Below are 14795 nucleotides of genomic sequence, written 5' to 3'. Positions count from 1 at the left end.
CCTCTTCACACTTCAGGGGGGTCCATGAGTGAGCAGCAGGGGGCCGTGCACGGTGCGGTCGAGCTGAGATACCGTCCGGTGCTGCGGGACTATTCGGCGGCGCTCGGCGCCCGCAACCGCGTCAGTGCGGCGGGTCGGCGGCAGCGGATTCTGGGGGTGGCCGCGACGGGTTGTGCCGTCGTGGCCACCTCACTGTCCCTGGCGAGAGGCACCGATGTGCCGGTGGCGCTGCTGGTGGCGCTGCTGTTCTCCGGCCCGCTGCTGCTCCTGAGCCCGCGGCTGATGGCACGCCAGCTGTTTCGGTTCGTGGGGCGGCAGGGCGAGTTCCGGGTGCGGGTCGAAGAGTCCGGCGTCAGCGTCGACACAGACAACTCCAGTGCGGTCGTCAGGTGGCAGGCGCAGCCGCGGTACGTGGAGACAGCGGATCTCTTCGTGCTGCTCAGCGACGACAAGAACGCCACCGCCCTGACCGTGATAGCCAAGCGCGGCGCCCAGGACCGGTCCGACGTGGATCGCCTGCGCGAGATCTTCGACCGGCACCTGACAAAGGCCTGACAGTCGAAGCCCGGCACCTCCCAGCCTCTCCGGCGAGGGGCGGCGGGGTCCCGGGGGCGCCGCCCCCGGACCGTCACCTCTTCGTGCTCGCGCACTGGGCGCACTCGGCGCACGTCCCGAAGATCTCCACCGTGTGGGCCACGTTCACATAGCCGTGCTGTGCGGCGATCGTCTCCGCCCACTGCTCCACCGCGGGCCCCTCGACCTCCACGGCCTTGCCGCACACCCGGCACACCAGATGGTGGTGGTGGTCGCCGGTCGAGCAGCGCCGGTACACGGACTCGCCGTCCGTGGTGCGCAGCACGTCGACCTCGCCCGCGTCGGCGAGGGACTGCAGGGTGCGGTAGACGGTGGTCAGTCCGACCGAGTCACCGCGGTGCTTGAGCACATCGTGCAGCTCCTGGGCGCTGCGGAACTCGTCCACCTCGTCGAGCGCGGCGGCCACCGCCGCCCGCTGCCGGGTCGACCGGCCGCGTACCGGGGCCGCGTTCGTTCCACTGATCGGCGCCGTCGCCACAGCGGCCTCCTCGTGTCGCCCGTACCTGTGTCGGGCCATTGTGCCAGCCCGTCCCGGTGTCACGGTCAAACCCGGAGTTCGTCTGCGGCCGGGCGGGATGCCGGTACTTCAAGAGTGCACTCCCCGGACGTCGCTTCGGTGCGGCGGGCGCGCCTTTTGGCCAGCGGGGTCGCGAGCAGCGTCAGGGCGACGAAGACCGCGATGGCCAGCAGCACGATCGTCGCGCCGGGCGGGACGTCCTGGTAGTACGAGGTCACGGTGCCGGCCAGGGTCACCGCCGTACCGATGACGACCGACAGCACGAACGTCACCTTGAAGGACCTGGAGATCTGCTGCGCGGCCGCGACCGGCACCACCATCAGCGCGCTGACCAGCAGCAGCCCGACCACCCGCATCGCCACGGTGACCGTCACCGCCGCCGTCACCGCGACCAGCAGGTTCAGCGCGCGCACCGGCAGCCCGGTGACCCGGGCGAACTCCTCGTCCTGGCTGACCGCGAACAGCTGCCTGCGCAGCCCCAGCGTCACCAGCAGCACGAAGGCGGCCAGCAGCCAGATCGCGGTGATGTCCTCGTCGGAGACCGTGGACAGGGAGCCGAAGAGGTACGAGGTGAGGTTGGCGTTGGAGCCGGTGTCGGAGAGGTTGATCAGCAGGACGCCGCCCGCCATGCCGCCGTAGAACAGCATGGCCAGCGCGATGTCGCCGCGGGTGCGTCCGTACCAGCGGATCAGCTCCATCACGACGGCGCCGACGACGGCGACCGCCGTGGCCATCCACACCGGGCTGGTGGAGAGCAGGAAGCCGAGGCCGACACCGGTCATCGCGATATGGCCGATGCCGTCGCCCATCAGGGCCTGGCGGCGCTGGACGAGGTAGATGCCGACGGCGGGGGCGATGACGCCGACCAGTACGGCGGCGATCAGGGCCCGCTGCATGAACGGAGGGTCGAGGAATTCCATGATCAGCTCAGCAGTCCCGTCCGGACGGGCTCGGAGGCCGCGTGGGGGTGTACGTGGTCGTGGCCGGGCAGCGCGTGCTGGCCCAGCGCCTTCGGGGGCGGCCCGTCGTGCATCACACAGCCGTCGCGCAGCACGATCGCGCGGTCGATCAGCGGCTCCAGCGGGCCGAGCTCATGCAGCACGAGCAGCACGGTGGTGCCGGCCGCGACCTGCTCGCGCAGCGTCGTGGCGAGGATCTCCTGGCTCGCCAGGTCGACGCCGGCCATCGGCTCGTCCATGATCAGCAGCTCGGGTTCGGCGGCCAGCGCCCTGGCGATCAGCACCCGCTGGTGCTGCCCGCCGGAGAGCGCGTTCACCGAGTCCTTGGCCCGGTCGGCGAGGCCGACGAGGCCGACGGCCCGGTCGACGGCGGCCCGGTCGGCCTTGCGGAGCAGGCCCAGTTTCGTACGGGACAGGCGCCCGGAGGAGACGACCTCACGGACCGTGGCGGGGACGCCGCCGGCCGCCGTGGTGCGCTGGGGTACGTAACCGATGCGCGCCCAGCTGCGGAAGCGGCGCAGCGGGGTGCCGAACAGCTCGATGGAGCCGCCGGTGAGCGGGACCTGGCCGATGACGGAGCGTACGGCGGTCGACTTGCCCGAGCCGTTGGCGCCGAGCAGGGCGACGACCTCGCCGCGGCGGACGGTCAGGTCGATGCCGCGCAGCACCGGACGCGCGCCGAGCGTGGCCGTGGCCCCGCGCAGGGCTATCACGGGTTCGGTGGTGGTGCTCCCGGGCTCGGACATGAGCGCCTCCGATGCTGCTGTGGCGGGTGTTACGAAGGTCACTTCGCGCCGAGCGCCTTCTGCAGGGCCGCGAGGTTGGACTGCATGACCTCGATGTAGTCATCGCCCTTGGACCTGTCCGTGATTCCCTCCAGTGGGTCCAGGACGTCGGTCTTCAGGCCGGTGTCCTTGGCGAGGGTCTTCGCGGTCTTGTCGCTGGCGAGCGTCTCGAAGAATACGGTGGTGGCCTTGTTCTTCTTCGCGATGGTGTGGATCTCGCTGATCCGGGCGGGGCTCGGCTCGGCCTCGGGGTCGATGCCGGCGATGCCCTCCTGGGTCAGGCCGTAGCGCTCGGCGAGGTACCCGAAGGCGGAGTGGGTGGTGATGAAGGTCTTGGTCGTGACGTCCTTCAGACCGTTCCGGTACGCCGTGTCCAGACCTTCGAGCTCGGTGACCAGCGCGTCCGTGTTCTTGCGGTAGTCCGCGGCGTGGGCGGGGTCGGTCTTCTCCAGGGACTTCCCGACGCCCTTGGCGACCTCGGCGTACTTCACCGGGTCCAGCCAGATGTGGGGGTCGGCTCCGGCCTCGTCGCCGTGGTGCTCATGGCCGTGCTCGTCGCCGCCGGTCTCGGTGCCGTGGTCCTCCAGCGTGGTGAGCGTGGAGGTGTCCAGGACGTGCTTCGAGCCGGACTCCTTGATGGCGTCGTCGACGGCGGGCTGGATGCCCTTGAGGTAGAGGATGTAGTCGGCGTCACCGAGTCCGCCGGTCTGGCGCGGGGTGAGTTCCAGATCGTGCGGCTCGACGCCCGGCTTGGTCAGCGTGGTGACGGAGACGTGCTTCCCGCCGATCTGCTCGGCCAGGAACTGCATCGGATAGAACGAGGCCACCACGTCGAGCTTGTCGCCGTTCTTGTGATCGGCGGCATCAGAGGTGGAGCAGGCGGTGAGCGCCGTGAGGCCGAGGACGGCTGCTCCGGCGACGGCGGCGGTGGGTATGAGGCGGCTTACGTTCATGACAGTCATTTTCAACAAAACTGGAAACGATTGTCAACAAGCCTGATGAGATGACCCCTCGGCCATCTGTGCCGGTACCGATTTGATCCAGGGGGCGTGCCCGCCGGTAATCTGAGGCATTCGCTCGCCCGTCTTCCGACCACCACCCCCCCACCGAGGCGCTTCGCGCCATCCCTGTCCAATTTCGTCGTCGTAATGAAGAGAGCACCGTGGCCGCCGACAAGATCGACTCCATCGTCAGCCTGAGCAAGCGCCGTGGCTTCGTCTATCCCTGCAGTGAGATCTACGGCGGCCAGCGAGCCGCCTGGGACTACGGACCGCTGGGCGTCGAGATGAAGGAGAACCTCAAGCGCCAGTGGTGGCGCTACATGGTCACCTCGCGCGAGGACGTGGTCGGACTCGACTCGTCGGTCATCCTGGCCCCCGAGGTGTGGGTCGCCTCCGGTCACGTCGCCACGTTCACCGACCCGCTGACCGAGTGCACCTCCTGCCACAAGCGCTTCCGCGCCGACCACCTGGAGGAGGCGTACGAGGAGAAGCACGGCCACGCGCCCGCGAACGGCCTGACCGAGCTCAACTGCCCCAACTGCGGCAACAAGGGCACCTTCACCGAGCCCAAGCAGTTCTCGGGCCTGCTCTCCACCCACCTCGGCCCGACCCAGGACTCCGGTTCGGTCGCCTACCTGCGCCCCGAGACCGCCCAGGGCATCTTCACCAACTTCGGCCAGGTGCAGCAGACCTCGCGCAAGAAGCCGCCGTTCGGCATCGCGCAGATGGGCAAGTCCTTCCGGAACGAGATCACTCCGGGCAACTTCATCTTCCGCACCCGCGAGTTCGAGCAGATGGAGATGGAGTTCTTCGTCAAGCCGGGCGAGGACGAGCAGTGGCAGGAGTACTGGATGGAGCAGCGCTGGAACTGGTACACGGACCTGGGCCTGCGCGAGGAGAACATGCGGTGGTTCGAGCACCCGAAGGAGAAGCTCTCCCACTACTCCAAGCGCACCGCTGACATCGAGTACCGCTTCCGCTTCGGCGGCAGCGAGTGGGGCGAGCTGGAGGGCGTCGCCAACCGCACGGACTACGACCTCAAGGCCCACTCCGCCGCTTCCGGCACGGACCTGTCGTTCTTCGACCAGGAGGCCGGCGAGCGCTGGACTCCGTACGTCATCGAGCCCGCGGCCGGTGTCGGCCGTTCGATGCTCGCCTTCCTCCTCGACGCCTACATCGAGGACGAGGCGCCCAACGCCAAGGGCGTCATGGAGAAGCGCACCGTGATGCGCCTCGACCCGCGCCTCGCGCCGGTCAAGGTCGCGGTGCTCCCGCTCTCCCGCAACCCGCAGCTGTCGCCGAAGGCCAAGGGCCTGGCGACCGACCTGCGGAAGAACTGGAACATCGAGTTCGACGACGCGGGCGCCATCGGCCGTCGCTACCGCCGTCAGGACGAGATCGGTACGCCGTTCTGCGTCACCGTCGACTTCGACACCCTCGACGACAACGCGGTGACCGTGCGCGAGCGCGACACCATGAAGCAGGAGCGTGTCTCCCTGGACCAGATCCAGGCCTACCTCGGCGCCCGTCTGCTGGGCTGCTGACGCATCACGGTTCCACGGCGGAGCCCCCGGTTCCTTGTACGGAACCGGGGGCTCCGTTGCACACTGGGCACCCGCGACCACGCGTCAACAGGAGGCTCGGATGCCGTCCATGACCACGAGCAAGGTCAGCAGATGGGATCAGCACGGCCGTGAACATGTAGTCCACGTACGCAAGTCGGGGATCCAGCGGCAGCTGAACTGCGACACCTGCGGTTGGCACAAGGGCGTGCAGTTCCTGCCCTGGCTCAAGGCCGAGGAGCATCTCGCCGAGGCCCACCAGGCGACGGTCGACCCGACGGCCTGACCGGGCGACGGCCGACCCGATGGCCCGAGCGGCCCCGGGCCGGACAGAAATCGGGTGCTGAGCCCGTTCCGGCCGGGGTACGGTTCGGGTATGTCTTCGTTCTTCCAGATCTACGAGTGAGAGCGCGGCGGGCTCGACCACCCGCCGCCCAATGGATCGATTCCAGGTCGCTTCGGACCAGACCTCACTTCTCACCATGAATGGGAGAACACCGTGGCCAAGAGCCGCAACAACCTCCTCGGTGTGGGCGGACAGCGCAAGAAGCTGTCCCGCGCCGAGCAGCAGGGCGCGGGCCCTGCCCGCGATGCCGACCGCAGGACGGCCGCCGAGAAGAAGCAGGAGCTGCTGCGCAAGATGCGGGAGCGTGCGCAGTCGGGACCTGCCGCCGCGCAGGCCGAGCCGTCCCCGGCCGACTCCGCGGACGGTTCCGCCGAGCCGGGCCCGTCCGGGCAGGACGCCCCGGCCCGGAGCTGACGCCTCCTCACCCGTACGACCGTGGGCCCGGATCACCTGAAGTGATCCGGGCCCACGCCCCTGTCCGTGCCCCGTCGTCGCCCGCGCTCACGTCACCGTGCGCGGCAGCCGCAGACTCAGCAGCACCGTCAGCACCACCGCGGCCAACTGCGCCAGCAAAGTCACCGTCAGTGCGTCCCGCATCCCCGCGCCGGGGACCAGGGAGAGGAACAGCGTGCCGAGCGTGGCCACGCCCAGCGCCAGCGCGGCCTGCTGGGTCGTCGTCATCACTCCGCCGCCCACACCGGCACGCGCGGGCGGTACGTCGGAGAGCACGATGCGGAACAGGACGGGCAGTTGCAGCCCCTGCCCGAACCCCGCGACAGCGACCCCCGGCATCAGCCCCAGCAGCCCGAGGCCGGACCACTCGCGCCACACGGTGAACGCGAGCACCAGCACGCCCACCGCCTGGATCAGCCCACCCGCCGTCACGACCCGGCTGCCGTACCGCAGGATCAGCCGCGGACCCGCCAGCGACGCGGCGAAGAAGGCCACCGCCATCGGGGCCATCGAGAGACCTGCCGCCGCAGGCCCCAGCTTCAGGCCCTGCTGCAACGCCACCGCGATCATTGACGGCCTGGGAAGGTGCCCTGTCCTCTACGGCGGGGGAATGCGGTTTCCCGCGTGGCGGGGCAGGTTAAGCCGATTCACTGCCGGACGAACCGGCGCTTCCCTGGGGAGTACTGAGGGTGACCTCCAGGAGGTGGACGATTTCCGAGTTGAGGGACCGTCGGTCGATGCGTGCGTGCTCGGTGAGACGGGCATGGAGGTCGTCGGGGAGGCGGAGGGTGAAGCGCTTCTCGTGCATGACCTCAGCGTAGTTGCAAAACTTCGGACAGTTAATGTTGGATTGACACCATGGCGACATCGAATAAGTGCGAGGGCGAAGCCGGGAGCGCCCGGTACACGTACCGCCTTCGCGTGTCGTCCAACGCGCTCGCCCTCCTCCTCAGGGAGTGGGACTGCTGCCGGTGGGTCTGGAACATGTGCGTCGAGGCATCCAGGACCGCATCCAGGGCCCGAGAGAAGTGCGGCCCCGCCGGCCTCGACAAGAAGCTCACCGGCTGGCGCACCGAACATGCCTGGCTCGGCAGGCGGTCCTCGGTCCCGCAGCAGCAGACCATCCGCGACTTCGGGAAGTCCCGCGCGAAGGCACTCCAGGACATCAAGGAACGCCTACCCACGCAGCGCCGCGCAGGGATGCCCCACTTCAAGAAGAAGGACGAAGCCCTCCCGACGCTGAACTACTCCCGGCGCGGCTTCCGGTTGAAGGACGGCCGCCTGCACCTGTCGGGCGGCATCACCCTGACCGTCGTTGGGTCCCGAGATCTGCGTGCCGACCCGACCAGCGTCCGCGTCTACCAGGACTCCCTCGGCCACTGGTACGCCTCGTTCGTCGTCCCCACCCGGACTCAGCCCCTTTCGGAGACCGGCAACGTCCTCGGCATCGACTGGGGCGTCAAAGAGACCGCGACCACCACCAGCGACCAGCACGACCTCCCGCACGCGGAGTTCGGGAAGAAGGCCGCCGTGAAGCTGGCACGCTGCCAGCGGCAGATGGCCCGCCGGAAACCGAGGCGCGAGCAGAGGCCTTCCAGGGGCTACCGGACAGCGCGCAGGCAGGTTGCGAAACTTCACAAAAAGGTCGCCCGGCAACGCCAGGACTACGGCCGCAAGTGGGCCAAGAAGGCCGTAACCGACCACGACGCCCTGGCCGTCGAGGACTTCAGGCCGAAGTTCCTCGCCAGGACGACCATGGCTCGCAAAGCCGCCGACGCCGCCATCGGCGCGACGAAGGCTGCCCTGATCGAGATGGGCCGTAAGCACGGACGGGACATCCGTCTCGTCCACCCCGCGTACACCACCATGGACTGCGCGCACTGCGGAGCGAGAGCCAAGCACGCACTGCCGCTGGGTGAACGCACCTACACCTGCACCGCCTGCGGAACCACGTCTCCCCGGGACAAGAACTCCGCACGCGTCATGCTTACCCGGGTGGGTCTGAACCCGGACAGCGCTGATCGCAGAAGACCTCCTGCCCCGCCGGGACAAGAGGCAGCGTGAGTTGTGAATCCCCGCAGGTCCTGCGGAGGGCGGGGAATCGAATCCCCTCCCCGGGGAGGGGAGCAGTCAAGAACATGAAGCCGCCGAAGCCGATCGAGATCGGTACCACCAGCGCCAGACCGCGTCGCAGCGAGTTCAGCCACAGCAGGCTCCCCGAGATGAACCGGGTGATGGCCGCCAAATTCCGCCGCGCGATGGCCGAGCATCTGGCCGAGCCCGCCTGGAAGGCACTCCTGCGGCGGCTGGAGGCAGCCTCGCCGGAATTCCGGGAGATCTGGGCGCGGCACGAGGTGGTGGGCCCCGGCGGCCGGACGAAGATCTTCCGCAACGCCCATGTCGGACTGCTCCGCCTCGACCACACCGACCTGTGGCTCGGCCCGTCCTCCGGGCCGCGCATGGTGACGTACGCCCCCGCCGACGAGGAGACCAGGCAGCGGCTGCGGCGCCTTCAGGCCCTGGATCCCGCCGACGCCTGATCCCCGGCCGGGGCACCCGCCGCCTCCAGCCGCTCCGCGGTACGGCGCGCGGTCCCGCGCGCCCACGGCCCGCTGGTCAGTGCCCCCACCACCAGGACGCACAGCCCGCACCCGGCGAGGATCCACCAGGCGGGCTTGCTCGCGTCCACGAACGCGGCCGCGTACGAGGCGCCGCGCGGCGACCCGGTACCGGCCACGCCCGCCGCCAGCACCGCCCCGATCACGGCGACCCCGAGCGTCCCGCCGGTCTGCCGGCTGGTCGAGGCGATCGCCGCTGCCACACCGGCCTGCGCGCGCGGCATCCCGGACACGGCCGTATTGGTGATCGGCGCGTTGACCATGCCGAAGCCGAGGCCGAACAGCACATAGCCGGTGAACAGCAGGACGGTGTCCGTCTCCGCGTCGAACGCGGCGAACAGCACCCCGCACGCCGTTATGGCCAGGCCCGCCACCAGCAACGGCAGCCGCGGCCCCCGGCTGCCGACGAGCCGCCCCGACAGCGGTGCGCAGACAAAGGTCAGGGCCGCCATCGGCAGCATGTACAGACCGGCGTGCAGCGCGTTCAGACCGCGCACGTTCTGCAGATACAGCGTGTTGAGGAAGAGGAAGCCACTCAGCGCGGCGAAGGCGCTGACCGCGATGACGGTGGCACCGCTGAACGGGGCGCTGCGGAAGAACCGCAGATCGATCAGGGGCTCGGCGCGCCGGGGCTCGTACAGCAGCAGCCCGACGAGCGAGCACACGGCGAGCGCGACGAACACCAGGATGCGCGGTGAGGCCCAGCCCGCCGAGGGCGCTTCGATGATCGCGTACGTCAGCGAACCGAGCAGCCCGATCACCAGCAGCTGCCCCACCGGATCGGGGCGACGCGGCCTGGGGGCGCGGGACTCGGGGACGTACCGCCAGGTGAGCAGCAGCGCGAGGACACCGACGGGAAGATTGATCCAGAAGATGGACCGCCAGCCGACCGAGTCCACCAGCAGCCCGCCGACCACCGGTCCCGCCGCCATGGAGATGCCGACGACAGCGCCCCACACCCCGATGGCCCGGGCCCGCTCACGCGGGTCGGTGAAGACATTGGTGATGATCGACATCGCGACGGGGTTGAGCATCGAGCCGCCCACCGCCTGCACCATGCGGAACGCCACCAGCGATTCCAGGTTCGGCGCCAGGGAACAGAGCACCGAGCCGAGGGTGAAGAGGACGAGCCCGATCTTGAAGATCTTCCGGCGCCCGATCCGGTCGGCGGTGGAGCCCGCGAGCATCAGCAGCGAGGCGAGGACGAGGGTGTAGGCGTCGATCGTCCACTGCATGCCCGCGACGGTGGCGTGCAGTTCTTTCTGCATGGAGGGGAGGGCGACGTTGAGGACGGTGTTGTCGAGGCTGACGATCAGCAGGCTCATGCAGCAGATCGCGAGCACCAGCTGCCGTCGGCGGTGGCTCAGGTCGTACATACATGGATAGTACGGCTAACTAACAAACTCCGCCGTCGGGCCGCACCGCTGCGTACGCGACAATGGAGCAATGACCACGCTCGCCCCCGCGCCCCCGCTGCTCCGGATCGGCCCCCACACGGTGCAGCCACCGGTGGTGCTCGCCCCCATGGCCGGCATCACCAACGCCCCGTTCCGCACCCTGTGCCGGGGGTTCTCCGGCGGCAAGGGGCTGTTCGTCAGCGAGATGATCACCACGCGGGCGCTGGTCGAGCGCAACGAGAAGACCATGCAGCTCATCCACTTCGACGCGAGCGAGACCCCGCGCTCGATCCAGCTGTACGGAGTGGACCCGGTCACCGTCGGCAAGGCCGTCCGCATGATCGTCGACGAGAACCTCGCCGACCACATCGATCTGAACTTCGGCTGCCCGGTCCCCAAGGTGACCCGCAAGGGCGGCGGCTCGGCGCTCCCGTACAAGCGGCCCCTGCTGCGGGCGATCCTCAATCAGGCGGTCTCCAACGCGGGCGATCTGCCGGTCACCATCAAGATGCGCAAGGGCATCGACGACGACCACACCACGTATCTCGACGCGGGCCGGATAGCGGTCGAGGAGGGCGTCACGGCCGTCGCCCTGCACGGCAGGACCGCCGCCCAGCACTACGGCGGTACCGCCGACTGGGACGCGATCGCCCGCCTCAAGGAGCACGTCCCGGAGATCCCCGTCCTCGGCAACGGCGACATCTGGTGCGCGGACGACGCCCTGCGGATGATGCGCGAGACCGGCTGCGACGGCGTGGTCGTGGGCCGCGGCTGCCTGGGCCGCCCGTGGCTCTTCGGCGACCTGGTGAGCGCGTTCGAGGGTACGGGGACGAGGCGTGCGCCGGGCCTGCGCGAGGTCGCCGACGTCATGGTGCGCCACGCGACGCTGCTGGGGGAGTGGATCGGCGACGAGACCCGTGGCGTGATCGACTTCCGCAAGCACGTCGCCTGGTACCTCAAGGGCTTCTCGGTCGGCTCCGAGATGCGCAAGAAGCTGGCGGTCACCTCGTCGCTTCAGGAGCTGGGCGGGCAGCTGCGGGAGCTGGACCTGGACCAGCCGTGGCCGGACGGCGCGGACGGGCCGCGGGGGCGCACCTCGGGCAACAACCGGGTGGTCCTGCCGGACGGCTGGCTGAAGGACCCGTACGACTGCGCGGGCGTGAGCGCGGACGCGGAGCTGGACACCTCGGGCGGCTGAGCGCGGGCCCTGCGCGGGCTCTTCCGGAGGCACGCGGCGTCACAGGCACCGCGTGCCTCTTCCGTTACCTCGCTCATCTGAGCGATATATCCAGCCGGGTTCGTCGATATTCGGCCAAGAGGGAGCCTCTGTGCGCCCACATCGGGTGTCGCGCACCCCATTCGCTCACGTTCGGCTGCGACCAGGTGATCAACGGGTGACGATCGGCCGCCCTTCGCCGGTCCGGATGGTGACATCTGAGCGCCGATCGTAGAGTGATTCTCGCCACCCTGAGAGCCTAGACGCTCAGATGAGCACAATTTTCGGGACTGCACTTCTCAAAGGATGGCACTCGGTGCCAGGCGACTCCATTTTGATCGATCGACGCTCCCTGTGCGCTGAGTGACCGGATCGAGGGAATCTGATCGCGGTGAGTATTTATTCATTCAAGAAGTGAAGATACTCCCTCGTTCGAGGGACAGGCCGTGTCACTTTCGATCTGCTGGCGGATGGGTGGTTGAGGCCTCATGACGCGCAAGTGGACGTACCCAGACACCTTCGATCTGGGTATGTTCCTCGCCGTCAGGGCAGCCACCGCGTCCTCGAGGAGTCGAGACCCGTGTCGGAAAACAAAGATCCCCACGTACCCACCCCGGAATCCCGGGAGCCCCAGGGCCAGAAGTTCGTCTACGACTTCACCGAGGGCAACAAGGATCTGAAGGACCTGCTCGGCGGGAAGGGTGCCAACCTCGCCGAGATGACCAATCTCGGGCTCCCCGTCCCTCCGGGCTTCACCATCACCACCGAGGCCTGCAAGGTCTACCTCGACAGTGGCGAGGAGCCGACGGAGCTGCGGGCCGAGGTCAGCGCGCATCTCGACGCCCTTGAGGCGCGGATGGGCAAGAAGCTCGGCCAGGCGGACGACCCGCTGCTGGTCTCGGTCCGCTCCGGCGCGAAGTTCTCGATGCCCGGCATGATGGACACGGTTCTCAACATCGGCCTCTCCGACGCGTCCGTGGTCGGTCTCACCGCCCAGGCCGGCGACGAGCGGTTCGCGTGGGACTCCTACCGCCGCCTCATCCAGATGTTCGGCAAGACCGTCCTCGGCGTCGACGGCGACCTCTTCGAGGAGGCGCTGGAGGCGGCGAAGGAGGCCAAGGGCGTCACGGTCGACGTGGATCTCGACGCGGCCGACCTGAAGAAGCTGGTCAAGCAGTTCAAGAAGATCGTCTCGCGGGACGCCGGACGTGACTTCCCGCAGGACCCGCGCGAGCAGATGGACCTGGCTATAAAGGCCGTCTTCGACTCGTGGAACACCGACCGGGCCAAGCTCTACCGCCGCCAGGAGCGCATCCCCGGCGACCTAGGCACGGCCGTCAACATCTGTTCGATGGTCTTCGGGAACCTCGGCCCCGACTCCGGTACGGGCGTCGCGTTCACCCGCGACCCGGCCAGCGGCCACCAGGGCGTCTACGGCGACTACCTGCAGAACGCGCAGGGCGAGGACGTCGTCGCCGGTATCCGCAACACCGTGCCGCTCGCCGAGCTGGAGTCGATCGACAAGAAGTCGTACGACCAGCTGATGCAGATCATGAAGACGCTCGAAACGCACTACAAGGACCTGTGCGACATCGAGTTCACCATCGAGCGCGGCCAGCTGTGGATGCTCCAGACCCGGGTCGGCAAGCGCACCGCCGGTGCCGCCTTCCGGATCGCGACGCAGCTCGTCGACCAGGGCCTGATCGACGAGGCCGAGGCGCTCCAGCGGGTCAACGGGGCGCAGCTCGCACAGCTGATGTTCCCGCGCTTCGACGACGCGGGAGTCGCCGACGGGAAGGGGCCCGAGCTGCTGGGCCGCGGCATCGCCGCCTCCCCGGGCGCCGCGGTCGGCAAGGCCGTCTTCGACTCGTACACCGCGGTGAAGTGGTCCCGGTCCGGCGAGAAGGTCATCCTCATCCGCCGTGAGACCAACCCCGACGACCTCGACGGCATGATCGCGGCCGAGGGCATCCTGACCTCGCGCGGCGGCAAGACCTCGCACGCCGCCGTCGTCGCCCGCGGCATGGGCAAGACCTGTGTCTGCGGCGCCGAGGACCTCGAAGTCGACACCAAGCGCCGCCGGATGACGGTGGGCGGCCGGGTCGTCGAGGAGGGCGACGTCGTCTCCATCGACGGCTCCACCGGCAAGGTGTACCTCGGTGAGGTCCCCGTCGTGCCGTCCCCGGTCGTCGAGTACTTCGAGGGCCGGATGCACGCGGGCGCCGACGACGCCGACGAACTGGTGGCCGCCGTGCACCGGATCATGGCGTACGCGGACCGGGTGCGCCGGCTGCGGGTGCGGGCCAACGCCGACAACGCCGAGGACGCGCTGCGGGCCCGCCGCTTCGGTGCCCAGGGCATCGGCCTGTGCCGTACCGAGCACATGTTCCTCGGCGAGCGCCGCGAGATGGTCGAGAAGCTGATCCTCGCGGACACCGACACCGAGCGCGAGACCGCGCTGGCCGCGCTGCTTCCGCTCCAGAAGGCCGACTTCATCGAGCTGTTCGAGGCGATGGACGGACTGCCCGTCACCGTACGGCTGCTCGACCCGCCGCTGCACGAGTTCCTGCCGGACATCACCGAGCTCTCGGTGCGTGTCGCGCTCGCCGAGTCCCGCAAGGACGCCAACGAGAACGACCTGCGCCTGCTCCAGGCCGTGCACAAGCTGCACGAGCAGAACCCGATGCTCGGTCTGCGCGGCGTACGGCTCGGTCTGGTCATCCCCGGCCTGTTCGCGATGCAGGTCCGGGCGATCGCCGAGGCGGCCGCGCACCGCAAGAACGCCAAGGGCGACCCGCGCGCCGAGATCATGATTCCGCTCGTCGGCACGGTCCAGGAGCTGGAGATCGTCCGCGAGGAGGCCGACCGGGTCATCGCCGAGGTCGAGGCCGCCACCGGCACCGCGCTGAAGCTGACCATCGGCACGATGATCGAGCTGCCGCGCGCCGCGCTGACCGCCGGTCAGATCGCCGAGGCCGCGCAGTTCTTCTCCTTCGGCACGAACGACCTGACCCAGACGGTGTGGGGCTTCTCCCGCGACGACGTGGAGGCCTCGTTCTTCACCGCGTACCTGGAGAAGGGCATCTTCGGGGTGTCGCCGTTCGAGACGATCGACAAGGACGGCGTCGGCTCGCTGGTCCGCAGCGCCGTCGCGGCCGGCCGGGCCACCCGCCCGGACCTGAAGCTCGGTGTCTGCGGCGAGCACGGCGGCGACCCGGAGTCGGTGCACTTCTTCCACGAGGCGGGTCTGGACTACGTGTCCTGCTCCCCGTTCCGCATCCCCGTCGCCCGCCTGGAGGCGGGCCGTGCGGCGGCGGAATCGAAGGGCAGCGACAGCCGCTGACCCG

General features: G+C 69.1%; 13 protein-coding genes and 2 pseudogenes. 8 read left to right on the top strand and 7 right to left on the bottom strand.

The window, feature by feature from the left end:
* The first annotated feature begins 24 nt into the window (after positions 1-24).
* Positions 25-555, top strand: a complete 531-nt coding sequence (locus OG507_RS12920) for a hypothetical protein (RefSeq protein WP_327367339.1) — start codon at positions 25-27, stop codon at positions 553-555.
* A gap of 73 nt (positions 556-628) precedes the next feature.
* Here OG507_RS12920 and OG507_RS12915 read toward each other — a convergent pair whose 3' ends face one another.
* The 4 genes from OG507_RS12915 to OG507_RS12900 all read right to left on the bottom strand — a co-directional run bounded on the left by OG507_RS12915 (position 629) and on the right by OG507_RS12900 (position 3808).
* The gene (locus tag OG507_RS12915; RefSeq protein ID WP_327367338.1) at positions 629-1072 is read right to left on the bottom strand and encodes a Fur family transcriptional regulator; all 444 of its coding nucleotides are present in this window, start codon (positions 1070-1072) and stop codon (positions 629-631) included.
* A gap of 65 nt (positions 1073-1137) precedes the next feature.
* Positions 1138-2031: a metal ABC transporter permease gene (locus tag OG507_RS12910; RefSeq protein ID WP_327367337.1), complete on the bottom strand. Its 894-nt coding sequence runs from the start codon at positions 2029-2031 to the stop codon at positions 1138-1140.
* Positions 2032-2033: 2 nt separating this feature from the next.
* The gene (locus tag OG507_RS12905; RefSeq protein ID WP_327367336.1) at positions 2034-2816 is read right to left on the bottom strand and encodes a metal ABC transporter ATP-binding protein; all 783 of its coding nucleotides are present in this window, start codon (positions 2814-2816) and stop codon (positions 2034-2036) included.
* A 38-nt stretch (positions 2817-2854) separates the two neighbouring features.
* Positions 2855-3808 (bottom strand): metal ABC transporter substrate-binding protein, encoded by a 954-nt coding sequence (locus tag OG507_RS12900; RefSeq protein WP_327367335.1) that lies wholly within the window; start codon positions 3806-3808, stop codon positions 2855-2857.
* Positions 3809-4017: 209 nt separating this feature from the next.
* Here OG507_RS12900 and OG507_RS12895 point away from each other — a divergent pair, with 209 nt between their 5' ends.
* The 3 genes from OG507_RS12895 to OG507_RS12885 all read left to right on the top strand — a co-directional run bounded on the left by OG507_RS12895 (position 4018) and on the right by OG507_RS12885 (position 6178).
* Positions 4018-5400: a glycine--tRNA ligase gene (locus OG507_RS12895; RefSeq protein WP_327367334.1), complete on the top strand. Its 1383-nt coding sequence runs from the start codon at positions 4018-4020 to the stop codon at positions 5398-5400.
* Positions 5401-5500: 100 nt separating this feature from the next.
* On the top strand, positions 5501-5704 hold the full coding sequence (locus OG507_RS12890) for a hypothetical protein (RefSeq protein ID WP_327367333.1): 204 nt from the start codon (positions 5501-5503) through the stop codon (positions 5702-5704).
* A 213-nt stretch (positions 5705-5917) separates the two neighbouring features.
* Complete coding sequence (locus OG507_RS12885) at positions 5918-6178, top strand: DUF6243 family protein (protein ID WP_327367332.1); 261 nt, start codon at positions 5918-5920, stop codon at positions 6176-6178.
* Positions 6179-6265: 87 nt separating this feature from the next.
* Here the strand turns inward: OG507_RS12885 and OG507_RS12880 are convergent.
* A pseudogene (locus tag OG507_RS12880) lies at positions 6266-6787 on the bottom strand (MFS transporter); the annotation flags it as partial.
* 67 nt (positions 6788-6854) lie between these two features.
* The gene (locus tag OG507_RS12875) at positions 6855-7025 is read right to left on the bottom strand and encodes an Arc family DNA-binding protein (RefSeq protein ID WP_327367331.1); all 171 of its coding nucleotides are present in this window, start codon (positions 7023-7025) and stop codon (positions 6855-6857) included.
* A 50-nt stretch (positions 7026-7075) separates the two neighbouring features.
* Between OG507_RS12875 and OG507_RS12870 the strand changes: the two genes are divergently transcribed.
* Together OG507_RS12870 and OG507_RS12865 are read left to right on the top strand one after the other, a co-directional pair.
* Positions 7076-8281: an RNA-guided endonuclease InsQ/TnpB family protein gene (locus OG507_RS12870; RefSeq protein ID WP_327367330.1), complete on the top strand. Its 1206-nt coding sequence runs from the start codon at positions 7076-7078 to the stop codon at positions 8279-8281.
* A gap of 149 nt (positions 8282-8430) precedes the next feature.
* Positions 8431-8757 (top strand): annotated as a pseudogene (locus OG507_RS12865) (MmyB family transcriptional regulator); the annotation flags it as partial.
* Here the strand turns inward: OG507_RS12865 and OG507_RS12860 are convergent.
* On the bottom strand, positions 8730-10211 hold the full coding sequence (locus OG507_RS12860; RefSeq protein ID WP_327367329.1) for an MFS transporter: 1482 nt from the start codon (positions 10209-10211) through the stop codon (positions 8730-8732). The pseudogene OG507_RS12865 and the gene OG507_RS12860 sit on opposite strands and share 28 nt — an antisense overlap.
* Before the next feature lie 70 nt (positions 10212-10281).
* Here OG507_RS12860 and dusB point away from each other — a divergent pair, with 70 nt between their 5' ends.
* Both dusB and ppdK read left to right on the top strand, forming a co-directional pair.
* Positions 10282-11430: a tRNA dihydrouridine synthase DusB gene (gene dusB, locus OG507_RS12855; protein WP_327367328.1), complete on the top strand. Its 1149-nt coding sequence runs from the start codon at positions 10282-10284 to the stop codon at positions 11428-11430.
* 598 nt (positions 11431-12028) lie between these two features.
* Positions 12029-14791, top strand: coding sequence for a pyruvate, phosphate dikinase (gene ppdK, locus OG507_RS12850; protein WP_327367327.1), 2763 nt, complete (start codon positions 12029-12031; stop codon positions 14789-14791).
* Positions 14792-14795 lie beyond the last annotated feature (4 nt).

This window comes from Streptomyces sp. NBC_01217, from assembly GCF_035994185.1.
Classification (GTDB): domain Bacteria; phylum Actinomycetota; class Actinomycetes; order Streptomycetales; family Streptomycetaceae; genus Streptomyces.
This window is presented reverse-complemented; position numbering and strand designations above follow the sequence as displayed.